Raw genomic sequence first — 23,372 nt, forward strand, 5'->3', positions numbered from 1 at the left:
GTTACTTAGCTAAATTGGACGCACCTGCCCCATGAACTCCCCTTTTTTATTTTGTCGCTTATTACTGGGATCTAGCCTGCTTATTTTGTCTGGGTTGATTCAGGCCGAGCCGGCGACGGCTGCTGCCGAGCAGTTGGTCGCCCAGTGGGTTGGCCTTGAGCAACAGCGCAATCAGGTGCAAACCGACTGGGCGTTAACCGAGGAGGCCTTGCGCCAGCAAGTGTCGCTATTAAAGATCGAGCAACAACAATTAAAGCAGGCGCTAGCGGCTAATAAGGGCGAGCGCAGTGAGGTAGACGAAGCCCGCGCGCAACTGTTGCTTGAGCAAGAGCAAATGGAAACTGATCAGCAGGCGCTTGAGAGCCAATTAGAGCGCACCTACCAACAGCTACAAAGGGTCGCGCCGCAATTACCGCCCCCGCTGGCTGCTAAGTGGCGCGAGCCACTAGCCAAGCTCGGCGCAGATGCGCTCGATAGTAGCGAGCGGTTACAGGCATTACTGGCCTTGGTCGCTGACTTCGACAGCTTTAATGCGCGTGTTGCGCTTAATACCAGTGCGATGACATTGGCTGATGGCCGCGAAATCTTGGCCGATCAAGTTTATTTGGGGGTCGCTCAAGGCTGGTATATCAGCGCGGATAATCAATACTTTGGTCGTGGTACTGCTACCGCCAGCGGTTGGCAATGGCAAGAGCAGGCGGATATCGATCCGGTCGATGTGCGCGCTATGGTCGCCATGCTTAAGGGCGAGCGCGAGCCGGCGGTGGTGCCCGCACCACTGGCTATCGCGGTAGGAGGTGGCCAATGAGCTTGGCGATAATAATACTGCGCAGTTTGCTGCCCTTGCTGCTGTGTTCGACGATGGTGTATGCCGATGGTTTGCCGAACAAAGTTGAGGCATCGCTGCTGGCGGATATTAAAAGCGCGCAGCTACAGCTGGCAAAAACGCAAAAGCAACTTACCGTCGAACGAATGGCGTTAGGCAAAAAATTACACAATTTAAGCGACGATGTACGCAATTTACGTAAAGATACCGCTGTAGCCCGTCGTTTGGCTGATGAGCAAACCTTAAGCTTGGATCAACTGCGCGAACGCTTGGCCGAGTGGCGTAATCAGGGCCGTTATCAACACAACTTATTGGCCAGCCAACATCAGCAACTCGCCCATGGTCGCGAGCGGGATTTACCGGTACGCAAAAGCTTTGCCGCTGGGCTCGATTGGTTACAGTTGCGCGTGCAGGGTATGGAGCAACAACTGTACCCCGAGTGGCACACGGCATCGTTAGTAAGCTTGGATGGTGAGGTGGTCAGCGCTGCGCAAATTAAAGTTGGCCCGGTGGAGTGGTATATCCAAACCGATACCGAGCGCGGTGGTTTATTGCAACGCAGCGATGAACAGCCAATGCCGATGGCGGCACTGGCGTTTAACCGCGGACAGTTAGCTCAGTTGCAGCAGTTGCAACGCACCGGCCGGGGCGATGTCAGTTTTGACCCGACCTTAAACCGTGCGTTGGCGCTGGCGCAAAACAAAGAGCCTGTGCTGGGGCATTTAACCAAGGGGGGTGTCTGGGTGTTGCCGATTTTAGCTTTTGCCCTGTTTGCCCTGGTGATTGGCTTAGCTAAAGCACTGCAATTGTGGCGCGAACCAAAACTTTTGCCAGCACTGGCCGAGCGCTGCGAAAAGCTGGTGCAAAATGGTGAGGGCGATGCGGCCCTAGGTAAGCTGTCCCAGCAAGCTCAAGGGGCGCAGCGCGAGATGATCGAAATTACTCGCGTCAGTGGCACCTCGCAGCAGCGCGATGATCGTTTATTTGCCTGCTTGCTTACGCACAAACACCGCTTGGAGTACTGGTTGGGTGCTATCGCTATTACTGCCGCTGTCTCGCCCTTGTTGGGGCTGCTCGGCACCGTGTCGGGGATGATTAAAACCTTCAAAATGATGACGCTGTTTGGTGCCGGTGATCCGGCGGTCGTCAGTGGCGGTATTTCTGAGGCGCTGATCACCACCGAGCTGGGTTTGGTGGTGGCGATTCCCGCGCTGTTATTGCACGCCGTACTACAGCGCTGGGTAAAGTCTTATTACAGCCAGCTGGAGACCGACGCGATTAAATTTAGCCAAATCGAGACCGAGCAAAAATCTCAAGGAGCACAGGCGTGAACCTACATTGGGATAACCTGATTATTTGGTTGATTATTGTTTTGGCTGTGGTGGTTTATGGCCTGATTTTAGATTTATTACTGCAGCCGCAAAGTAGCGACTGGCACCAACAAGTGCAGCACTGGTTGGCGGCGCTTAACCCGATGTTGGCGGCGTTACCGCTACTGGGTTTACTGGGTACTATTGCCGGCTTGTTGGTAACCTTTAAGGGCATGGCCAGCGGTCAACTGGACCCGCAAGCGCTACTCACTACGGGCATTGCCGACGCCTTAATAACCACGCAATTGGGGCTGCTGATGGTGGTGCCGGGTTGGATGCTGCTAGGTTGGTTGCGCCGCCGCGCCACCAGCTGGAGCCGTTTGCAGGTAGCCCAAGCGTGAAGCCGAGTTTGCACCAGCGTTTAGAAGAAACCCACCAAACCGGCATCGATCTATCGCCGCTTTTGGATGTGGTGTTTATTCTGCTGATCTTCTTTATTGTCACCACCGTGTTTGTGCGTGAAACCGGTGTCGAGGTCGATAAGCCCCAAGCGGTATCTAGCGAACAGCTGCAAAAGCAGGTGATGCTTATTGCCATCACCAGCGCCGGTGAGGTGATGTACGACGGCACCAATATTGGTGTTGCCGGTGTGCGCGCTGCGCTGGCGCAACAAAGCCGCACGGAACCACCGCCGGTGGTGGTGCAGGCCGACAAGCAAGTACCTACGCAGTTGTTGGTCGAGGTGATCGACGAGGCTAAGCTCGGTGGTGCCACCAGCGTTAATATCGCGACCCAGAGCCGCTAATGAAAAGTACGCACCGACGAGCCATTGCCCTGAGCTTAGGCGTACTGCTGGTGGCGATTTTAATCGGTGCCGAGCAGTGGCTGCAAAACCAATCACTGTTTCAGTCCGAGCAAGTCAGCGTGCGCAGTATCGAGTTATCGGCCCCACCGCCGCCTCCGCCACCACCTAAACCGCAAAGCCAACAGCAAAGCACCGCTACCGCCGTCGAGTTAAATATTGCCGGTGGCGGTGCCAGTGTCGAGCTGGGGGTGCCAGAGCTTAATGCACGGTTGGAGTTGGCCGAGCCAGAAGCGCCGCAACTGGCCAGCTCACCCGAGTGGAACACTCAGTTAACGGTTAATTGGCAAGCCTTTGGTTTGGCCGAGTTGGATCAGCTGCCGCAGGTGGTGAATAGCCCGCGCACGGTGTTTCCCAATAGCTTAGTGCGCCGAGGCATTACTCAGGCGACGGTGGAGCTGGATGTGATGATTGATGAGCGCGGCCATGTCAGCTTGCGTGGCGTGCGCTCTAACCCCTACCCCGAATTGCAGCCACTGATTGATAAAGTGGTGCAAAAAACCCGTTTTACCAGCCCGACCAAACAGGGGCAGCCAGTTCGCGCCGTGTTTACCTGGCCTGTGGAGTTTGCCAAATGAATATTCGTTTAATGTTGTTATCGCTACTGGCCGCCAGTGCGTTTAGCGTTGTCAGTCAGGTGTTCGCCGCCGTTGGCAGCGACCCGCATATCACCCTTGAGATCACGCCACCTAAGTGGCAGTTACCGGCCGGCCGCGCGGTTTTGGCCGAGCGCGAGGCAAGCTTATCGCCTAGTGAGCAGCCGTTAGCATTACAGCTGCATCCGCTGTTACAAGCCGAGCAATACCGCGAGGCGCTGGCGCTGCTAAAAGCACAGCAAAGTGATGAGCCAAGCGCGGCGCTGTGGTTAATTCGCGGCCAAATAGAACAGCAACTGGGAGATAACCAAGCCGCTGCGCAGAGCTATCGCGCGGCCTTAAAAATCTTGCCCGAGTTTGCCCGCGCCCACCGAGCATTAGCACTTGTGGCCATTGCTGAAGAAAGTTACAGCGAGGCGCGTACTGCGCTGGCGCGTGCGGTAAGTTTGGGGATTACTGACTCAACCACCTACGGCTACTTGGGTTATATCAATTTAAAAGCCGGTCAAAGTTTTGCCGCCGTGCAAGCGTACCAGCAGGCGTTGGTGCTCGATCCGGATAACCGCGATTGGCAGTCGGGCTTGCTTTACGCGCTGACTCAATCGGGCCAGTACGACAGCGCCGAGGCGTTGCTGGGCGATTTAATTAACCAGCGCAGCGATGACACCGAGCTGTGGCTGCAGCGCGCCCAGGTGCAATTGCGCCAGCATCATTCCGATCAGGCATTAAGCAGCTTAGAGGTGGCGATGCGTTTGGGCGGCGTCAGTAGTGCCAATCGCCAAGCTGCCGCGCAATTGCATATGCAGTCGGGTAGCTTTGCGCGCGCGCTTGAGCTGCTGGATAAAAACCTCGCCGCTGGCGATATTAATATGGGTTACTTAAGCCGCCTTGCCAACTGGATGATGAGTGAAGAGCAGTGGCGTGCCGCGTCTCAATTACTGACTCAGATAGAGGTTTATCAAAGTAAACTGAGTAGCACAGATAACGCTCGCCGCTTGCATTTAAAAGCGCGCCTTGCCGAGCACAATGGCGAGCAAAAAAGCGCTATGGCCGCCATGCAAAACGCCATTGAGCTCGACCCCAGTTTTGCCGATGCTATCGTTGGCTTGGCGCGACTTAAAACTAACGCTCAAGCCTACGCCGAGGCCGAAATGCTTTACTCCCGCGCCGCCGCACTGCCCGGTTACCGGCAGCAAGCGCTAATGGGAAAAGCTCAGGCGCTAATCAACCAAGAGCGCTACCGCGAGTCTTTGGCGTTGCTGCGCGATTCATATCGCGAGCAACCCAGTGGTGAATTGCAGCGCAATATTAATACTCTTGAACGCATAGTTAATCAGCGCGGCGGCCGGGGCTAGCTCGTGTGTAAAAGCTGTGGTGGCGGATACATCTGATCACCACGAGGTTATATTCGTGGCTTGGATGATAAGTAGGCATGATGTCAGACACGCCAAAAGTCACTAGCGGCGCCCCGCTCGCGCGAAAGCTGGCGCGATTTTTACGCTCGCCCCGAGGGGTTTCCCCATCGCGATTTTACCGAACAAACGGCTGGGTTAGCGGCCGGTCAGCCCCCCAAAGTCGCAGTGGATTCCGGCTGTGGCTCGGGCTTGGATATTCCCTATTTACGCTCGCAAGGCTATACCGTCTATGGCTATGACGCCGAGGTAAAACAATTACTCGAACCTTTCACGGTTCACTCTTGGCAGGAGCTGGACGAGCCCGGCGCGACGCTGCAGGGTGGCGACAAGCACGGGCACTTTTTTACGGTACTGGCGGGTAAATACTAGCGGCTATTCGCGCTCGCCCATTTCGTTGGTTATGATGAGCTAATAATATAAAACCGGCGATAAAAATTACCCGTGACGCAACCTTCAAATTCTGCCCGCTCTTTATTTAGCGCTCAACGCATCGGCTTATGGCTGGGGCTGTTGGGGCTTGCTATCAGTCTGATTTTCCCCGCCCCCAGCGGCTTAAGTGATCCGGCGTGGCACACTTTGGGGCTCGCGTGGTTGATGGCGCTGTGCTGGATGAGCGAGGCGCTGCCGCTGGCGGTTACCGCGTTATTGCCCATCGTTTTGGCGCCACTGTTGGGGTTGGCCGCCGTGCGTGGGGTAACGGCGTCTTATGCGCATCCGTTAATCTTTTTGTTCTTGGGCGGCTTTGTATTGGGTTTGGCGATTCAGCGCTGGGGCTTACACGAGCGTATTGCACTGTGGATTTTACGCGCTATTGGCGGTACCCCGGCCTCTGAGATTGCCGGTTTTATGTTGGCCACCGCATTTTTAAGTATGTGGGTGAGCAACACCGCCACCGCTATTATGATGTTGCCCATCGCGCTGTCGGTCATCGCTTTACGCGGCTCAGGTGGCGGCGAGAAAGTAAACGCCCACTATGGGCCAGCGCTACTGCTGGCATTGGCCTATAGCGCTAGTATCGGCGGTATGGCGACGTTAATTGGCACCCCGCCTAACGCGTTGTTGGCGGCGTTTATGAGCCAGCAATACGGTGTTGAGATTGGCTTTGGCCAATGGCTGGTAGTGGGTTTACCTGTGGCGCTGCTGATGTTGTTATTAAGTTGGCTGTGGCTGGCGCGCATGGTGCGAACAGAGAACAGCTCGGCGGGCAATCATCGCCAGCACTTTGCCCAACGGCTGCAACAATTGGGGCCAATGAGCACCATGGAAAAGCGGGTTGCGGTGGTGTTTGCTTTAACGGCACTGGCGTGGGTAACCCGCCCTTTATTAGCCCAGTGTCTCCCACAAGGCGCGATTAGTGACGCGGGAATCGCCATTGCCTCGGTGGTGTTGCTGCACGTTTTACCCGCGGGTGATGCATCGCAAAACCGGTTAATGAATTGGGATGTCGCCAAAACCTTACCGTGGGGCATTTTATTGTTGTTTGGTGGCGGCTTGGCGCTTGCGGGTATCGTGCAATCGAGTGGTTTAGCCGATGCTATTGCCGGCGCGCTGGCCGTGCTCGCCCAGTGGCCGGCGTTGCTGATTGTTGCGGCGGTTGTGTTAACGATTGTCATGTTAACCGAAATTACCAGCAATACCGCCACTACGGCGGCTTTTTTGCCGCTGCTAGGCGCATTAGCGCTTGCGCTGAATTTACCGCCTATGGTCCTCGCGGCGCCAGCGGCTATTGCTGCCAGCTGCGCTTTTATGCTGCCTGTGGCGACGCCTCCCAATGCCATAGTATTTAGTTCGGGTGAGCTGCGTATCGCGCAAATGGCACGGGCCGGCTTGGCCTTGAATGTGGCGGGTGTCGTGGTGGTTACCGCTGCAGGTATGGCGATTCTTTGGTTGGGGTTGCTGGGCGGATAGCGAGTTCGCCAAGCTTTTGTTAAAGTCACACAGACCATTATAAGTATCGTGAGCGTTCGCCATACGCGCTTGCCTGTGAGTATTTGCCCATGATGAAAAGTATCCACCCGCGTCTGCTTTTAACCGCGTCACTTGCAGCTGCCGTCACGACTGCATCGCTGCCCGCAGTTGCCGATATCAGCTTGCCCAAAGTGTTGTCGAACGGTGCGATTTTGCAGCGTGAACAACCGTTAACCTTGTGGGGGACGGCCGAACCCGGTGAAGCCGTAACAGTCAGTGTTGATGGTGAACCGAGCGTAACAACTCAAGCCGATAGCACAGGTAAGTGGCATTTAAGCGGCAAAGTTTACGCCGCTGGCGGGCCTCATAAAGTGACATTAATAGGCAATAACCGCATTCAACTGGATGATATTTATTTTGGTGATGTTTGGCTCGCCTCTGGCCAGTCGAATATGGAGTTGCCTATGGCTCGGGTCGCCGAAAAATACGCCGATGAGATTGCCGCGTCGGCCAATACCCGCATTCGTCAATTTAAAGTGCCTAAAGTGGTCGATTACCAAACCCCGCAAACCGATGTGCCGGAGGGGAGTTGGGTAGCGGCTGGGCCGGATAGCCTGCCGGAGTTTTCCGCAGTGGGTTACTTTTTTGCTAAAGCGTTGGAGCAATCTGAAGGCGTCCCCATTGGCATCGTTACCGCTGCATACGGTGGCTCGACTGCACAATCGTGGATGAGCCCCGAGGCTTTGCAAGCGTTCCCTAATTATTTAAAACAAGCGGAGCAAAATGCGAAACCTGGCTATGTTGATCGCCAAAAGGCTGCCGACCGTAAAGCCAGTGATACGTGGTATGGCTATATCAATAAACACGACAAAGGCTTAGCTGATAATTGGCTGGCAGCTGATGCTGACAATGAGTGGCACCCGATAAGCATGCCAGGCCTTTGGTCTGAGCGCGGTGTAGGTGAAATCAATGGGGTAGTTTGGCTGAAAAAAACCGTAACGCTGCCCGAGTCTGCTGCCGGCCAAACTGCCATTTTGCGCTTAGGGCGTATTGTCGATGCCGACATCGCTTACGTTAATGGGCAGCAAGTGGGCAATATTACCTACCAGTACCCGCCGCGTATTTATAATGTGCCCCAAGGCTTACTTAACGCTGGTGCCAACGACATTACCGTGCGCTTGATTACCAATAACAAAGATGGCGGCTTTGTGCGAGATAAACCCTATGCGCTGGAGTTGGCCGGTCAATCCATCGACCTAAGCGGCCAGTGGCAGTATCGGGTTGGCGTTAATTACACGCCGACGCCAGCCACCACTTTTTGGGACTTTTTACAGCCGGTGGGCATGTATAACGCTATGCTTGCGCCATTGTTTAATATGCCTTTTAAAGGTGTGATCTGGTATCAGGGCGAATCTAATGTGAGTGCGGCGGCCGAATACGCCCGGCTGCTGCCGGCCTTAGTGCGCGATTGGCGCAAGCATTTTAAGCGCCCTAGATTGCCGTTTATTGTCGCGCAATTACCGGGCTTTGGCGCACCGACAAATGATGCCAACCAACCCAGTGACTGGGCGGTGCTGCGCGATTCACAAACTCATGTGTTGAGTGAGCCGAATACCGCGTTGACGGTGAATTTGGGTTTGGGTGAGTGGAATGACATTCATCCGCTCAACAAAAAAGCTGTGGCTGACCGTTTGGCGTTAGCCGCTCGTCAATTGGTTTACGGTGAGACAAAGCTCGCCGTCGACAGCCCCGCCGCTTATCGTATGAGTATCGAGGGCGATAAGATCCTGATTAGTTTTGCTCATGCGACACAGGGTTTGGTGAGTAAAGGTGAGCCTAGCGGTTTTGCTATTGCCGGCCGAGATGGTGAATTTGTCTGGGCCCAAGCGCAGTTGCAAAAAGATCACGCTTTGGTGTGGAGCGATAAAGTGAAAGCACCGACGCAAGTTCGTTACGGTTGGGCAGATTTTCCCGCTGAAGCCCGTGTAAAAAGTCGCAGTGGTTTGCCGTTAATGCCGTTTTGGTTGAGCTTGCCAGAGCAAGAACCGTCCACTGATTAGCAGCCTGAAGTTTGCACATCGATCACCGGCGCTAGGCCTGGGCCGGTGGATTGACGATAGCGTATATAGCATTGCGCCACGCCTGCGTCTTCTTGAATAACGCCGTGCCAGTATACCCAGGCGCCACTAAAAACACTGGCACGTTTTTGCCACCCCCCCGAGCTTATCATTGCATCAATACCTGCCGCGGTACCGGCGGGGTAGCCATATACGGTGGCGATACTGGTGCCCTCGACCATGACGCTGCTGCTGGCTAAATCGGCCACCCGCTCCACCTCGGCTTTGGCGTAAACCATAGTGGCTGCGCTTTTAACCGCGCCGGTTATGGCCTCCATTGTGGTTTCGATAGAGGCTTTTTTAAGGTCGATAAAGCGCGGCACTACCGCCGCCGCTAGAATACCCAGGATGACAATAACGGCGATAAGCTCGATGAGTGTAAAACCCTTGGATGGGCGCATTTTCATAAGCATTAGCCAATTGTTTAAGGTGAAATGAGGCACGTATCGTTATTAACTCAGCAATCATAACTTAGCTAAGATACTGCGCCTATACGTTTTTACGGCCATTTGGGGAGTTGTCGCCCGCGGTTAAAGCCCGTTTTGGCTCGTTTTAATCGTCTAACTCTTCAAGCTCGGCCTGCGCTTCTAACCACTGCTCTTCACTGTCGTCGGTTTGCTTTTGTAGGTCAATTTGCTTTTGCAGCAATTTTTGCAGGCGAGTTTTGTTTTGTTCTTCGTACAGTTCGGTATCGGCCAGCTCGGTCTCTAGTGCAGCAGCACTGCGTTGCAGCTTTTCTAACTCGGCCTCTAGTTTTTTAATGCGGTTGGCAATGGGTTTGCGCGCGTCACGTTTGGCGGCGGCCTCTTGCCGTAGGGCTTTTTTATCTTGCGCGGGCTTGGCTGCGAGGTTGACGCTAGGTTCGTTGGCGGTCTTATTACCGCTGGTTTTACGCGCCAGTAACCAGCGGTAATAATCGTCTAAATCGCCGTCAAATTCTTCGACGGTGCCATCGGCAATCAGTAGCCATTCATCGACCGTGTTGCGCAGTAAGTGACGATCGTGCGACACCACAATTACCGCGCCGGCAAAATCTTGCAGCGCCATGGTCAGCGCTTGGCGCATTTCTAAATCTAAGTGGTTAGTGGGCTCATCGAGCAACAATACGTTGGGCTTTTGCCAGGCGATAATCGCCAGTGCTAGGCGCGCTTTCTCGCCGCCGGAGAAGTGGTGAATGGGCTCAAAGGCGCGCTCGCCAATAAAATCAAAGCTGCCTAAAAAGTTGCGAACTTCTTGCTCGCGAGCCTTGGGGCTAATGCGTTGTAAATGCAGGGCCGGTGAGGCGTTCATGTCCAGCGCTTCGAGTTGGTGCTGGGCAAAATAGCCTAATTTAAAATGTTCACCGGTAACGCGCTCGCCAGTTAGTGGCGCCAGTGTGCCTGCCAAGGTTTTAATTAAGCTCGATTTACCCGCGCCGTTGGGGCCGAGTAAACCAATCCGAGTGGCCGGCGCGATGTTGATATCCACCCCGCCCAGCACTTGGCGGCCTGGGTAGCCAATGGTCATTTCGCGCAATACGATTAACGGATCCGATACCTTATCTGAGGCGGTGAAGGTGAAGGTAAACGGTGAATCCACGTGGGCCGGTGCGATAGTCTCCATCCGCTCCAGCTGTTTAATACGGCTTTGCGCCTGCTTGGCTTTGGTAGCCTTGGCTCTAAAGCGGCGAATGTAATCTTCGATATGGGCAACGCGCTCTTGCTGTTTGGCAAATGCCGCCTGTTGCTGCGATAAGCGCTCGGCGCGCTGGCGCTCGTAGGCGGAGTAGTTGCCGCTGTAGGCCACCAGCTTGCTCGATTCGATACTGACAATACGTTCGATCACATTATCTAAAAAATCGCGATCGTGCGAGATAATCAGCAAAGTACCAGCGTAGCGTTGCAACCATTGCTCAAGCCATAAGGTGGCGTCTAAGTCCAAGTGGTTGGTGGGCTCATCCAGTAACAGTAAATCCGATGGGCACATCAGCGCGCGGGCTAGGTTAAGGCGAATCCGCCAGCCGCCCGAGAAATCGCTAACGGGGCGGTTAAGGTCGGTGCTGGCAAAGCCCAAACCGCTCAGTAATTGTGCCGCGCGAGCCGGCGCGGTGTAGGCGTCCATTTGCTCCATGGCACCAAACAGGTTGGCGAGTTTTTCACCATCGTCACTGGCAGCAGCAATCTTAGCTTCCAGCTCGCGCAACGCCTCGTCGCCATCAAGCACGTAATCTTGTGCGGTGCGGTCGGTATCGGACACCTCTTGCGCCATGTGCGCTAAGCGCCAATCGCTGGGCAATGAGACGGTGCCGGTATCGGCTCCAAGCTGGCCCAGCAGCAATTTAAACAGTGACGATTTGCCGCAACCATTGGGGCCAATTAGGCCGATTTTTTGTCCCGGAAAGATCGCCAGATCTGTCTCGCTTAACAAAAACTTAGGGCCGCGCTGTAAACTAATTTGCTGTAGTGTAATCATGTCGCGCATTCTATCTAAGGCAGGCGTGAAAGCACAGGAGAACACACAGTAATGGCTGACGTTTTACCCAGTCCGCTATGGGATTTTGCTCTTAAGCTTTATCAGCGGCCCCATATAGAGGTGCAATGCTTGCAGTTACAGGATGAACACCAAGTGCGTGTTCCGATCTTGCTATTTATATGTTGGTTGGATCTGAGTGGCAAAGAGGTAGGCTCCGTGCCGCTGGCAGAAACTCTTGCCGCAACAGCTACGTGGCATGAGCAAGTGGTGGCGCCGCTGCGTGCGGCGCGCCGCTGGGTAAAATTACAGGCGCCGTTAAATGCATCGCAAGCTGAGTGTCGAGAGCGTATTAAAGAGGCCGAGTTAACTGCCGAGCGCTGGGAGATAGAACAGTTGGCCGAGCGGAGCCAGTCGTGGCCGGTGGGACTATCGGCTCCGCAGCTGCCACGGCTACGGGACTACTTGGCAGCGTGCGATGTGCCAGCGCCGCTGGTTGAGCGCACCCTGCTGTTGTTGCAGGATGCGCTACAGGCATTTTAATCTTCGTCGAATAAGCTGCCAGAGCTTGGAGCTGGAACGGCTGGTGCATCAGGCACGGGGGTAGGCTTTAACAGCTCACCATCACGAGGCTCGATCATGCCGGTACCAATGTGGTTGGGCAGCGGTTTTGGGCTGAGCCCAGAGGTCGTTGGCTGCGGTATAGCCACCGGCTCGGGAATCCCCATAAAAGTTTGTTGTTGCACCGGCTCTGCCGCCGGCAGTGGAGTACTGGCCGAGGTCGGCGCGGCGGGAGCTTTAGCCTTAGGCTTTTTAGTGGCCTGCGGCTTTTTTGCTGCCGGCGCTTTTTTAGCTTTGGGTTTGGCCTCGCTAGGAGCTCTTTTAGCTGGGGCCGGTTTGGTCGTGGCCGCGGTCTTAGCTTTCGTTTTTACGCCGCTTGCCTTAGCTGTCTTTTTTGCCGTGACTGGTTTGGCTGTGGTTGTTTTCGCCTCTGCCGCTTTGGCGGTGCGTTTAGTCGCGGGTTTTTTAGTGCTGGCTTTTAACAGTTTGGCTTGCTCGCGTTTTAGCGTAGCGGCAAAAGCCAGCTCTTTTTTGGCTTCTGCTTTATCTGCCTTAGCGGTAGTTACCTGCGCTTTACAGCTCTCTAGGACTTTAACTTGAGCATTAACAGCCTCAGTGGCTTTTGCTAAGCGAGCCTTTGCCGCGGTAGTCGCTTTGGCTTTTTGTGCGGCCGCTTTGCGGGTGCGCAAAGTCGCGAGCTTTTTTTGTGCCGCAGTCAGTTGTTTTTGGGCGCTCGACAAAGCTTTGTCGGCGTCGGTTAGTTTTTTGGTGCGCGCTGTGGCGAGCTGGGCGCTAACCGCCGCGATGTCTTTTTCAAGTTGCGCGACAGACACAGCAGATGTTTTCTTGGCAGCCATAGTGAAACCCTTAGGTGTTATCAAAGAATATTCAACGGAGTGTTACAGAAAGGGTAATTCCGAGAGTATATTGTAGATCTTAGCGTATAAATTGTGTACGTCATAAGTGCAAAATTAAGCTTTAACGATTGAATTTGTGCGTTAACTCCCCATCAATAGCGGTATACAATTGGCATTTATCAATCTAAACGCCCACAGGGGGGTACAGTTGGTATAACATGGATGGGCTTTTTTCTGAGTGCCGGGTGGGCTGGCATGCTGTGATGTGAAAGCTCCATTGCAGTCGACACAATAAATTCACACTAATAGATAGGTATTGTATGTTTAATAAGCGTTTACTGATGGCCGGTGTTATCTGCTCGGCAGCCGTGATGGTTGGTTGTAATGAAAGCGGTACAGAAGCTACCGATACTGCAGCTGCGAATACTGCCAGCGCTAACTTGACGACCTTAGAGCAAAAAGTTAATTACGCTATTGCGCTTAACATGGCGACTAACTTTAAGCAGCGCGATGTGCCAATCGAAGTAGAAGCCTTTACGCAGGCGCTTACCGATGTACGCGACGATAAAGAGCCGGCGCTGACAGAAGAAGAGCTGCAAACGGTGATGCAAACCTTCCAAGAGCAACAGATGGAACTGCAACAGCAAAAGCAAAAAGAACTGGCCGACGCTCAAAAAGCTGAAGGCGAAGCCTTTTTGGCTGAAAACGCCGGTAAAGAAGGTGTGATGATCACCGAGAGCGGCTTGCAGTATAAAGTGCTTGAAGCCGGTGATGGCGTAAGCCCAAGCGCACAAGATACGGTAACCGTACACTACCGCGGTACGCTGTTAGATGGCACCGAGTTTGATAGCTCTTACGCCCGTGAGCAGCCTGCTACATTTGCCTTAAATCAAGTTATTGCTGGCTGGACCGAAGGTTTACAGTTGATGAAGACTGGTGCTAAATACGAGCTGTATATCCCGTCTGATCTAGCTTACGGCCCTGGTGGCAATCAAGGTATTGCGCCTAACTCTACTCTGATCTTTGAGGTTGAGTTGTTAGAGGTTGAGCCTGCAGAAGCCCCTGCCGCTGAGTAAGCTTTAGCGTTAGCCACAAAAAAGCCGGACTATTTAAGTCCGGCTTTTTTGTGGCTGTTATTTATATTTGCAGTTAAAGCTTAATAGCTGAGCGTATAAATAAAACCGTTGCCGCTAATGGCGCGATAGCGATTGGCATCGGCGGTAAAGCTTACGTCTAAAATAGAGGTGGGGCTGGGCTGCCAAGCGCTGAGCTTGGGCATTTGCCAGTGGTATAGCTGTTGTTGCGTGGTGATATCCCACAGTTGTACGCGGCCATCGGGGCGGCCGGTTAGCAGGTAGTCGCCGTCGTCGCTAAAACGAGCGGTGCTTATACTAATGCCGCGAATGATGCGCTCGTGGCCCAGTGGCAATTGCCATTCTAGCTCGCCGCTGCTGGTATCAAACAACTCTACTCGGTTGTAACGCGCGGCGACAAAAGCGCGTTTGCCATTAGGGCTTAGGGCAACTTGCTGAATTGGGTCGTCAAAGTCGCGTTGCTGTAATTGCAGGCCGGATTGGGTATCCCATAAATGCGCGGTATTAGCGTCGCTGCCGGTTAGTGCCAAGCTTAAGTCATCGCTTAAAGCAACGGCATTGACTGGAGTGTTGTGGCTAAAAGTGCCAAACGTGCCGCCGTGGCGCACGTCGTACAATACCGCACGACCATCGGCTAGCCCTAACAGGGCGATATTGCCAAAGCGCCCCAAAGCCATGGCGCGAATTTCTGAGCTAATTCGCCAATAGGCTACCGACTTACCGCTGCTGGTATTCCAGAGCACCAGTGTTTGGTGGTCTGCGGTAATAGCCCAGCCGCCATCGCTAGAGATGGCGCTGTGTAAAATTAAACGGGTGGTGTCGTCGCCGTGATCCCAGTCATAAAGACGTTCGCCTGGATTTATTTGCCAGAAGCTACCACCTTGGTAGGTCGAGCCGATTACGGCGTGGCTACCATCGCGCGCCAGACTGGCCGACTGTATGCTGCGGTTGGCAACTTTTAGCTCGGCTGCAGGTTCTGGGCTACAGGCGCTTAATAGGGGTAATAGTATGGCGCTAAACAGTAGTTTTTTTATCATTCGGGATGACAAGATCAAAGTGACGCCCAAGGCGCGTTAACGCCGGGCGTCGGAGGCGGATTAAGTGGCTTGAGCAAGATCTTTGTTGGCATCGTGCAGCACGGCAATCATGCGATCTTCACCGCTAAAGCGTGCTTCTAGTGCCTCGCCCAATGCCGACAAATCGGCATCAAGTGTCGATAAATCGTCGGTTTCTTGGTATTTGTCATTAAAGTCGAGAATTTGCTCGGTGGTGGCATCGACGTCTTTAAAGCGTTCGCTGGCTTCTTTGAGCGCTTGCTCGTCACCAAATTCACGGCCTTCGCGTACTAGCTGGTCGTACACCTCAAAGTGTCCGGCAGAAACGTAATCGACCATGATCTGACACAGGCGGCGCAATCTAGTGCCACGCTCGTCGCTGTCTTCGGTTTGGGTTTCTGATAGCGCGCAATACTTAACCAGCATTTCTTGCCGCTCGTGTAGCCAGCGGTCGATGATCTGGCTGACTCCGCCCCAACGCTCTTTTGCGCCATTGCAATTCTCTAACATGATATATTCCTAACAGTCAGGCTTAATGCCGTATGCGACAATCTTAGCACGATCATACGCCGTCCCACAGTGCCATAGGCTCGAATCTCCGGCGGGCTGGTTAAGTAAAGGATATGCTAGCCGATAGCGTTAGCTCTAATGGTTAAATGATCCGAACACGTAGCGTTTGTTAGATGTTATTTTAGCCACACGCGCGAATAAATAGCAGATTAATACACAGGAGCACTTCATGGCCCAAGCCGCCACAATATTTCGTCCGCTACTATTGGTGTTAACGCTACTATTGGCGGTTATGGTGCAGGCCCAAGAGCCTGACACTAAGCCGGTGGAAGGCTCTATTTATATACCAATGCAGCCAATGTTTGTGGTGAATTACGGTGGTGCGGGGCGTTTAAAATATTTAAAAACAGAGCTTTCGGTGCGGGTAAACGATGTTCACACGGCGGCGGCGGTACGCCATCATATGCCATTGTTGCGCAACGCTATGGTGATGTTGTTTAGCCGCCAAACAGAAGATGGCATTACTACGCAGCAGGGGGTTAACCAGCTGCGCGAGACGGCCAAGGCCGAGATAATCGCGCTGCTGGAGTCTGAGCAGGCCGATGCCGAGGTGCTAGAGGTTTACTTTAACAACCTGATTGTTCAGAAGTAGCGGCGGAGGCTCCGCCGCAACACGTGTATTGGCTGTAGTAGGTGGCAAGATACTCATCGAAGCTCTCGCGATCGGCGGCCTCTACGGCTAATTGCTGTTGTTTTGATTGCTCGGCCAGTTGCGCAAAGTGTGCTTGTTGCTGCGGCTCTAGTGGGCGCGCGGCAAAGTAATCTCGGTGTTGTTCGGCCAATGTTAGCGTGTGGGCGTAGTAGGTTTGATTGTGCTCGCCGAGCTCGTTTAAAACTTGTGCCGCCGGAGTGACCCGCTCTCCTGTGAGTTTTTGTCGCTGTTCGGTACAGGCACTTTGGTATGCGGTGCTGCCGTTGGCTTGATCTAGCAACACGGCGCAACGCTCTACCCCTTGTTGCAGTTGTTCGGCCCACTCGCGCATGTTTACCTCACCACTGTTGCGGCGCAACATCAGTTCTGGGTCGCGGCCGTGGTAGACGATACGGGCTTGGTTATCCTGCAGCCATTGATACTCTTGATCGGTAGCCTCTGGGCTGTCTTGCAGTAGGCAAAACAGCAAAAAAGCATCTAAGTAATGCAGCTGCGTTTCGCTCACGCCCAGCGGCTCGAATGGGTTTAAATCGATGCAGCGTACTTCAACATACTCCACCCCGCCAAGTTGCAGCGCTTGCAGCGCCGTCTGGCCAGATTTAGCCGTGCGTTTGGGGCGAATGGTGCTGTAAAACTCGTTTTCTATCTGCAAGAGGCTGGTGTTTAACTGTTTATAGTTACCGGCTTCGTCTTTAAGGCCGATGTTTTGGTATTCGGTGTGGGGCTGGGTGATCGCGCCGCATAGTGTTTGTAGGTAGTTGTCGATGTTGTTATAGCACACCACCAGTGATTGCTGAGCATCACTTTGATAGCCTAAATCGCCCATGCGTAAAGAAGTGGCGTTGGGGGTGTGTAAGGTATGGTCGTCTTGACCGAAGGGTTCGAGGCTGTGTTCGCGACCACGCACAAAACTGCGGCATACCGCTGGGGCGGCGCCAAACAAATATACCAACAGCCAAAAATAGCGCCGGAAGTTACGAATTAGCGCAAAATAACGATCGGTTTTAAAGTCTTGTAGGCTCTGCTTATTACCCATTTCGGCGGCCAGTTCACGCCAAAAATCATCGGGTAGCGAAAAATTGTAATGTACACCGGCAATGGTTTGCATGGCGCGGCCGTAGCGGTGCCCTAGCCCCAAGCGGTAAACAGTTTTCATGGCTCCGCTATTAGAGCTGCCGTAGCGAGCAACGGGAATATCGCTGTCGGTTTTTAGTGCGCAGGGCATACTGGCCGGCCATAAATATTCGTCGCCCAGTTGGCTGTAAGTATAGCGATGCACGTCATCAAGCTGGCCTAACAGCGCGCTAATGGAGGCTTGGGGCTCGGTAATAAATTCCAGTAGTGCCTCGGAGTAATCGGTGGTGATATGCGGGTGGGTAAGCGCCGAGCCAAGCCCTGTGGGGTGGCTGGTTTGCGCTAACTGGCCGGTGGGGCTGATCCGCAAGCATTCTTTTTCTATGCCGCGCAAAATACCGCGCAATGTTTGGTTGGCTTTAGCGCCAGAGAACGCCTGTAATTGCGCATCAAATTGGGACAAAACGTTTTCCTCTGCAGCCCGTACACGGGTGCGGTAGTGGCGCCAGGCGCTGGGTGGGTAGCCCTAAAGTGTTGAGTGTAGTGCAGTTAGCAAACTTAGAGCCACCGTGAAAGTGGCCTGAGTTCGTAAAAATAAGTAATCCCGGCCATGTTGGTCACACTTGCGATGGGGTAATTGTACCGGATTCCGGCTCGGGAGCCGCTGCGGTATCGATGGGGGAGGCCTCGGTTTCGCTGTTAGTGGTTTGGGTATCGGTGGTATCTAAGTCTAGCTCTAGCGAGCTTTCATCGCGCCGTTTAGGCTGCGGTGGCGGCAAAATATCTGGGTCAATAATGGGGTTGCGCCGCTCGTTTAAAGGGCAGCTCACAAGTGATACCCGCTGGCGGTAGTCTTTAGAGCTGGCTTCAAACATCTCATTTACCGCCTCATCCTTATTTGGGCTGCGGTACAGAACGGCGGGGTCGCGGCCATCAAGCCACGTGCGCTGTTTACTTAAAAAGAGTTTGTCTTGGTTTTGCAGAAGGTAAACTTCAGTCATAACTCACTATTTGTCACGGTTATTAAAAGATCTGGTTTGAAACACTAGATGGGGACACTTGGGCTAGAATCAAGCGCCGCTAGCTATTCTTGGTGTGGATTTAGCTCGCCTCGTCCAACCTTGGAATATCGATTAAAAAATCGGTCACACCGATATCTAGCCCGCGCTGGTTTAACAGGGTGCTCGCTTGACCGCGGTGGTGGGTTTGGTGGTTGAACAGATGCATCACCAACTCGCCAAAATCCCGCTCGGAGGCTTCGCCTTGACTGTTGTGGTAGGTAAGCGAGCGCTGTAGGTCTGAGCTTTGCAACTCGTCGACGCTCCACTCGATAATCACGCTGTCTATTAGTCCGCGCGCTGCACCTAGGGCGGCAAATGTTGGGTAAAGCTGTTGGTCAAGGCGCTCGGGGGTGGGTAGTTCGCTTAGTGCTTGTAGGCTTTTGTAGCTACTGGCGTGTTGCGCAAAGCGCGCTAACCATAATAGATCGGTGACCACCATATGGTTCAGGGTGCCCATAATCGAGCCAAAAAAAGCCCCGGTGTCGGCCGCGAGGGCATCGGCATCTAAACGCGCTGCGGCGCTAAAGACTTGGTGGTTTAAGCGCTGGTTGTATCCGGCCATCAGGCGGATATGATGGTGAAGATCCACGTGGGTTCTGCTCCTATTATTTGTTGTTTTTAGGGGGCCATTTGGCGTCCGTCATACCGACACTGTGTAAATTTACAGTAAAATGGTATGCTGTCGCCTCCGTCAGGGCAAGTGCCCTACCATACACTAAGATGCCAGAACTGACTCATGGATGCTCCTCATCTCGTCGCAAATTTAAACGATGCCCAGCGTGAAGCCGTTACCGCTGAGGCTGGAAACCAGCTGATCCTTGCCGGCGCCGGCAGTGGTAAAACCCGCGTATTGGTGCATCGTATCGCCTGGTTGGTGCAAACCCAAGGCGTATCGCCCTATAGCATTTTAGCGGTAACTTTTACCAATAAGGCCGCTCGCGAGATGCGCGCACGGTTGGAGGAGAGTTTTCGCGACAGTGGTACCCCAATCAATACCCATAGCATGTGGGTGGGCACGTTTCATGGATTGGCGCACAGGCTGTTAAAGGCCCACTGGAAAGACGCTAATTTGCCGCAAAATTTTCAAATCCTAGATAGCGACGATCAGCTGCGACTTATTAAGCGCGTCTACCAAAACCTTGGCTTAGATGCCGAGCAATGGCCTCCGAGACAAGCTCAGTGGTTTATTAACGGGCAAAAAGACGAGGGCGTACGAGCCGAGCATCTGCAGGCCAGCTCCGATCCGTTTACACGCACAATGGCGTCTGTTTATGCCGCTTACGAGGCCGATTGCCAGCGTGGAGGTTTGCTAGACTTTGCTGAGCTACTGTTGCGCGCGCACGAGCTGTGGCTGAACAAGCCCGCCATTTTGGCGCACTATCAGGGGCGTTTTCCGTTTATTTTGGTCGACGAGTTTCAAGATACTAACTCGGTGCAGTACGCCTGGTTGCGAGTGCTGGCTGGCGAGAGCTGTTTTGTTACCGCGGTGGGCGATGACGATCAGTCAATTTACGGTTGGCGCGGTGCTAAAGTCGAAAATATTCGCCGTTTTAGTGAAGACTATCCCGGCACCACGACGATTAAGCTCGAGCAAAACTACCGCTCGACCGGCAATATTCTTAATGCCGCCAATGCCGTGATCGCCAATAACTCTGGCCGTATGGGTAAAGAGTTGTGGACCGATGGTGACGACGGCGAGCCTATCTCGCTGTATGCCGCGTTTAACGAGCAAGACGAAGCGCGCTTTATTGTCGAGCGTATCAACGACTGGACAGCCAAAGGCAATCGCAAAGATAGCTGCGCAATTTTGTATCGCTCTAACGCTCAGTCGCGAGTATTAGAGGAAGCATTACTGCGTGAGGCAGTGCCTTACCGTATTTATGGCGGGCAACGCTTTTACGATCGCTTAGAAATTAAAAATGCCTTGTCGTATATGCGGTTAGCGAGCCACCGTGATGACGACGCAGCCTTTGAGCGTGTTATCAACACGCCAACACGAGGCATCGGTGGTAAAACGGTCGATGATATTCGCGCTTTTGCGCGCGAGCATGGTTGCTCATTGTGGCAAGCCTCCGAGCAAATGTTGGCCAACCGCGTAATGACCGCTCGTGCGGGCAATGCCCTCGCCGGCTTTATTAAGCTGGTCGAAACATTGGCCGAAAAAAGCGCCGAGCTAAAACTCGATCAGCTGGCCGAGTCGGTACTAGAGACCACAGGGCTGCTAGAGTTTCATAAAAAAGAGAAAGGCGAAAAGGGCCAAGCGCGCGCCGAAAACCTCGAGGAATTGATCACCGCCTGCCGAGTGTTTGAAGCCCCCGACGATGAGTTGCCGGTGCTACAGCAATTTTTAGACACAGCCGCGTTGGATGCTGGTGAAGCTCAGGCCGATGAGTTTGAAGATGCCGTGCAATTAATGACATTGCACTCGGCCAAAGGCTTGGAGTTTCCGTTGGTGTTTATGGCTGGGGTAGAGGAGAATTTATTCCCTCACAAAATGTCAGTCGAAGATCCCGACCGTCTAGAAGAAGAGCGCCGGCTTGCCTACGTGGGTATTACCCGAGCGATGCAAAAACTCTTTATCTGTTACGCCGAAACCCGACGTTTACACGGTGGCGAAACCTTTAACGCGCTGTCGCGTTTTGTTAAAGAGATCCCCAATGAGTATTTAGATGAGGTGCGGATTAAAAGCACCGTCACCCGCCCTGTTCGTTCGCAAAGCAAGGCGCCAGCTAAACCCAAAGGCTTGCGCTTGAGTGATTCTGGCTCGGATACTGGGTTTCGTTTAGGTCAGCGTGTTACCCATAAAAAATTCGGTGAAGGTGTTATTGTTCACTTCGAAGGTTCGGGTTCGAGCACGCGGGTGCAAATAAACTTTAGCGATGAAGGTGTTAAATGGTTGGTCGTGCAGTACGCCAAACTTGAGGCCATAGTACGCTAGATATTTAGTGGCGCGAGCAAGCAATGAATGCTGCTCGCGGCTACTGGTAAGCTTTGTTATTATTGCTGCCTGATCTTATTGTTTTACTAAAAATAAAAATTATGAATACAGCACCCCGTTATAATTTTAATCCCCTTGTTATTCTCACCCTTATTGCGCTATGTGTTGTGTTGTTTGCCGCCTTGGTGCTGGCCAAAACCGAGCAGGGTACAGCTCGGCTTGTAGGCCAAGAGGTGGCAGGTGAACAGTTTAAGTGGCGGATGGTCACAACCTGGCCAAAAAACTTTCCGGGCTTAGGTACGACCGCCGAAGAGTTTGCCCGCGTCGTCGGTGAGATGAGTCATGGGCGGCTGACAATTCATGTGCACGGCGCTGGTGAAATAGTGCCCGCCATGGGCGTGTTTGACGCGGTGTCATCGGGCAGTGTCGAAATGGGTCATGGTGGCGCCTATTACTGGCGCGGCAAAGCATCCGCCAGCCAATTTTTTACTACCGTACCTTTCGGCATGAACGCGCAGGAGATGAATGGTTGGCTGTCTCACGGTGGTGGTCTAGAGCTGTGGCGTGAACTGTATGCCCCTTTTAACCTAATTCCATTTTCAGCGGGTAATACGGGCATTCAAATGGCCGGTTGGTTTAATAAAGAAATCAACACCTTAGATGATTTACGTGGTTTAAAAATGCGTATACCAGGGCTGGCGGGTGAAGTGTTTAATCGCGCTGGCGGTACATCGGTCAACATTCCAGGTGGCGAGCTCTACACCGCATTACAAACCGGTGTGATCGACGCCGCCGAGTGGGTTGGCCCCGCCAACGATTTAGCCTTTGGCTTTCATCAAGTCGCAAAATATTATTACTATCCAGGTTGGCACGAGCCGGGCTCCAGCATGGAGCTGATAGTTAACAAAAGCGCGTTTGAATCGTTACCACAAGATTTGCAGGCCATCGTTACCTACGCCTCACGCGCTATGAACCAAGATATGCTTGACCAATACACCGCGACCAACAATGCCGCACTGGAAGCGTTGGTAAACGAACACGGTGTGCAACTGCGCCGCCTACCCGATGAAGTTCTCTTAGAGCTGCGCCGTATTACCGAGCAGGTGTTTATCGAGCAAGCCAAGCAAGACGCCATGTTCGCCAAAGTGTGGGAATCGTATAAAACGTTTCAGGCTAAGGCGGGTGCTTGGCATAAAGTGTCAGAGCAGACTTATTATAATGTTCGTGAACATACGGCAAGATGATAGGTAGGTTTCCATACGCTCAAGAGGCGATTAGATTGCATCTGTTGTGCAAGTCTAAGGGCGAATCTTAATGGACGTATAATAAAAAATCATGAGTAAAAATGGCACGAATTAAAATTGATGAATATATTAAAAATTTTCGCTTCTAGGGTAAGGAGATGATTGATTTTTATCTGGCACAGTCAACTTTATTGTAAATAACTTAATTCTTGGTTATAGCTTATTATATATTTTGGCTTGGTTTGTTGGTATTTTTATATCGTCAATATTCTTAGTTGTAGGCTTTTTAGTAAAATATAATTCAGTTAATACTGTGGGTAGAGTTCTCAGTGTATCTGAATGTCGATATGCCAAGCAAGGCGATCACGAAAACAATAAGGAGAGGGTTGATCGAAGGTTGGCGATTAAATATGACTTGCCTTTAAAGCTTAATAATCATGCTCTTACTTCGGACTGGACTAATAAGTACTTAACGTTTCGGGTTGGGCAAGAAATACGGATAAAAGTTGTATCTCATAAAAACTATGATGAAGTATATGTCCCTAGTGTTTCTAAGCCCATCAGGTCATCATTTGTTGGTTATACTATATCGGCACTTATATTGTTTCCGTTCTTAACTAAGATTGAATGCTGGGTTTGTTTTTTTCTCGTCTCTGGGGCTATGTGCGGGCTTATTTTTCTGTTTTTTTCTTTAATTCCAGAAGGGCCTATACCTCCATCGCAAGTGTATCGTGAAGATTTGATTAAATCGGTACCGGATGATAACGGTGATAATTTTTAAGAA

General features: G+C 52.7%; 22 protein-coding genes. 14 read left to right on the forward strand and 8 right to left on the reverse strand.

Annotation, left to right across the window (positions count from 1 at the left end):
• Window positions 1-31 precede the first annotated feature (31 nt).
• The 9 genes from GILYN3_RS11450 to GILYN3_RS11490 all read left to right on the forward strand — a co-directional run bounded on the left by GILYN3_RS11450 (window position 32) and on the right by GILYN3_RS11490 (window position 8,977).
• On the forward strand, window positions 32-808 hold the full coding sequence (locus tag GILYN3_RS11450) for a DUF3450 family protein (RefSeq protein WP_049723107.1): 777 nt from the start codon (window positions 32-34) through the stop codon (window positions 806-808).
• Window positions 805-2,157, forward strand: a complete 1,353-nt coding sequence (locus GILYN3_RS11455; RefSeq protein ID WP_049723108.1) for a MotA/TolQ/ExbB proton channel family protein — start codon at window positions 805-807, stop codon at window positions 2,155-2,157. Before GILYN3_RS11450 ends, GILYN3_RS11455 begins: the two co-directional genes overlap by 4 nt.
• Window positions 2,154-2,537 (forward strand): MotA/TolQ/ExbB proton channel family protein, encoded by a 384-nt coding sequence (locus tag GILYN3_RS11460; protein ID WP_049723109.1) that lies wholly within the window; start codon window positions 2,154-2,156, stop codon window positions 2,535-2,537. The genes GILYN3_RS11455 and GILYN3_RS11460 overlap by 4 nt, the downstream gene beginning before the upstream one ends.
• On the forward strand, window positions 2,534-2,941 hold the full coding sequence (locus GILYN3_RS11465; RefSeq protein ID WP_049723110.1) for an ExbD/TolR family protein: 408 nt from the start codon (window positions 2,534-2,536) through the stop codon (window positions 2,939-2,941). The genes GILYN3_RS11460 and GILYN3_RS11465 overlap by 4 nt, the downstream gene beginning before the upstream one ends.
• Window positions 2,941-3,576: an energy transducer TonB gene (locus tag GILYN3_RS11470; protein WP_049723111.1), complete on the forward strand. Its 636-nt coding sequence runs from the start codon at window positions 2,941-2,943 to the stop codon at window positions 3,574-3,576. Before GILYN3_RS11465 ends, GILYN3_RS11470 begins: the two co-directional genes overlap by 1 nt.
• Entirely contained in the window at window positions 3,573-4,949 is a 1,377-nt protein-coding gene (locus tag GILYN3_RS11475; protein ID WP_049723112.1) for a tetratricopeptide repeat protein, read from the forward strand. Before GILYN3_RS11470 ends, GILYN3_RS11475 begins: the two co-directional genes overlap by 4 nt.
• A 225-nt stretch (window positions 4,950-5,174) precedes the next feature.
• Window positions 5,175-5,378 (forward strand): class I SAM-dependent methyltransferase, encoded by a 204-nt coding sequence (locus GILYN3_RS11480; RefSeq protein WP_049723113.1) that lies wholly within the window; start codon window positions 5,175-5,177, stop codon window positions 5,376-5,378.
• A gap of 72 nt (window positions 5,379-5,450) precedes the next feature.
• Window positions 5,451-6,917 carry an SLC13 family permease gene (locus GILYN3_RS11485; protein WP_049723114.1) on the forward strand — a complete coding sequence of 489 codons (1,467 nt, stop codon included), beginning with the start codon at window positions 5,451-5,453 and terminating at the stop codon, window positions 6,915-6,917.
• An 89-nt stretch (window positions 6,918-7,006) separates the two neighbouring features.
• Window positions 7,007-8,977, forward strand: a complete 1,971-nt coding sequence (locus tag GILYN3_RS11490; protein WP_084005379.1) for a sialate O-acetylesterase — start codon at window positions 7,007-7,009, stop codon at window positions 8,975-8,977.
• Here the strand turns inward: GILYN3_RS11490 and GILYN3_RS17010 are convergent.
• Both GILYN3_RS17010 and GILYN3_RS11500 read right to left on the reverse strand, forming a co-directional pair.
• Window positions 8,974-9,441: a type II secretion system protein gene (locus GILYN3_RS17010; RefSeq protein ID WP_049723116.1), complete on the reverse strand. Its 468-nt coding sequence runs from the start codon at window positions 9,439-9,441 to the stop codon at window positions 8,974-8,976. The genes GILYN3_RS11490 and GILYN3_RS17010 overlap by 4 nt on opposite strands.
• A gap of 145 nt (window positions 9,442-9,586) precedes the next feature.
• Complete coding sequence (locus GILYN3_RS11500; RefSeq protein ID WP_049723934.1) at window positions 9,587-11,485, reverse strand: ATP-binding cassette domain-containing protein; 1,899 nt, start codon at window positions 11,483-11,485, stop codon at window positions 9,587-9,589.
• A gap of 51 nt (window positions 11,486-11,536) precedes the next feature.
• On the opposite strand from GILYN3_RS11500, the gene GILYN3_RS11505 reads away from it, so the two are divergent.
• Complete coding sequence (locus tag GILYN3_RS11505; RefSeq protein ID WP_049723117.1) at window positions 11,537-12,025, forward strand: TIGR02444 family protein; 489 nt, start codon at window positions 11,537-11,539, stop codon at window positions 12,023-12,025.
• Here GILYN3_RS11505 and GILYN3_RS11510 read toward each other — a convergent pair.
• On the reverse strand, window positions 12,022-12,900 hold the full coding sequence (locus GILYN3_RS11510; protein WP_049723118.1) for a hypothetical protein: 879 nt from the start codon (window positions 12,898-12,900) through the stop codon (window positions 12,022-12,024). The genes GILYN3_RS11505 and GILYN3_RS11510 overlap by 4 nt on opposite strands.
• A gap of 320 nt (window positions 12,901-13,220) precedes the next feature.
• Between GILYN3_RS11510 and GILYN3_RS11515 the strand changes: the two genes are divergently transcribed.
• Window positions 13,221-13,976, forward strand: a complete 756-nt coding sequence (locus GILYN3_RS11515) for an FKBP-type peptidyl-prolyl cis-trans isomerase (protein WP_049723119.1) — start codon at window positions 13,221-13,223, stop codon at window positions 13,974-13,976.
• Between the two features lie 80 nt (window positions 13,977-14,056).
• On the opposite strand, the gene GILYN3_RS11520 is transcribed toward GILYN3_RS11515, so the two are convergent.
• Together GILYN3_RS11520 and GILYN3_RS11525 are read right to left on the reverse strand one after the other, a co-directional pair.
• Window positions 14,057-15,049, reverse strand: a complete 993-nt coding sequence (locus GILYN3_RS11520; RefSeq protein ID WP_198147349.1) for a WD40 repeat domain-containing protein — start codon at window positions 15,047-15,049, stop codon at window positions 14,057-14,059.
• Between the two features lie 42 nt (window positions 15,050-15,091).
• Window positions 15,092-15,559 (reverse strand): Rsd/AlgQ family anti-sigma factor, encoded by a 468-nt coding sequence (locus GILYN3_RS11525; protein WP_049723121.1) that lies wholly within the window; start codon window positions 15,557-15,559, stop codon window positions 15,092-15,094.
• Window positions 15,560-15,788: 229 nt separating this feature from the next.
• Between GILYN3_RS11525 and GILYN3_RS11530 the strand changes: the two genes are divergently transcribed.
• The gene (locus tag GILYN3_RS11530) at window positions 15,789-16,211 is read left to right on the forward strand and encodes a flagellar basal body-associated FliL family protein (protein WP_232305578.1); all 423 of its coding nucleotides are present in this window, start codon (window positions 15,789-15,791) and stop codon (window positions 16,209-16,211) included.
• Here the strand turns inward: GILYN3_RS11530 and gshA are convergent.
• From gshA to GILYN3_RS11545, 3 genes are all read right to left on the reverse strand, one after another.
• A complete protein-coding gene (gene gshA / locus GILYN3_RS11535) occupies window positions 16,186-17,808 on the reverse strand; it encodes a glutamate--cysteine ligase (RefSeq protein WP_049723122.1) in 1,623 nt (540 codons plus the stop codon). The two genes, GILYN3_RS11530 and gshA, sit on opposite strands and share 26 nt — an antisense overlap.
• 154 nt (window positions 17,809-17,962) lie before the next feature.
• Window positions 17,963-18,346 (reverse strand): hypothetical protein, encoded by a 384-nt coding sequence (locus tag GILYN3_RS11540; RefSeq protein WP_198147350.1) that lies wholly within the window; start codon window positions 18,344-18,346, stop codon window positions 17,963-17,965.
• 100 nt (window positions 18,347-18,446) lie between these two features.
• Window positions 18,447-18,995 carry a DinB family protein gene (locus GILYN3_RS11545; protein WP_084005383.1) on the reverse strand — a complete coding sequence of 183 codons (549 nt, stop codon included), beginning with the start codon at window positions 18,993-18,995 and terminating at the stop codon, window positions 18,447-18,449.
• A 147-nt stretch (window positions 18,996-19,142) separates the two neighbouring features.
• Here GILYN3_RS11545 and uvrD point away from each other — a divergent pair, with 147 nt between their 5' ends.
• On the forward strand, window positions 19,143-21,344 hold the full coding sequence (gene uvrD / locus GILYN3_RS11550) for a DNA helicase II (protein ID WP_049723124.1): 2,202 nt from the start codon (window positions 19,143-19,145) through the stop codon (window positions 21,342-21,344).
• A 101-nt stretch (window positions 21,345-21,445) separates the two neighbouring features.
• Window positions 21,446-22,588, forward strand: coding sequence for a TRAP transporter substrate-binding protein (locus GILYN3_RS11555; RefSeq protein WP_049723936.1), 1,143 nt, complete (start codon window positions 21,446-21,448; stop codon window positions 22,586-22,588).
• The last annotated feature ends 784 nt before the right edge of the window (window positions 22,589-23,372 follow it).

The sequence above is a fragment of the Gilvimarinus polysaccharolyticus genome (assembly GCF_001187555.1).
GTDB classification, from domain to species: Bacteria; Pseudomonadota; Gammaproteobacteria; order Pseudomonadales; family Cellvibrionaceae; genus Gilvimarinus; species Gilvimarinus polysaccharolyticus.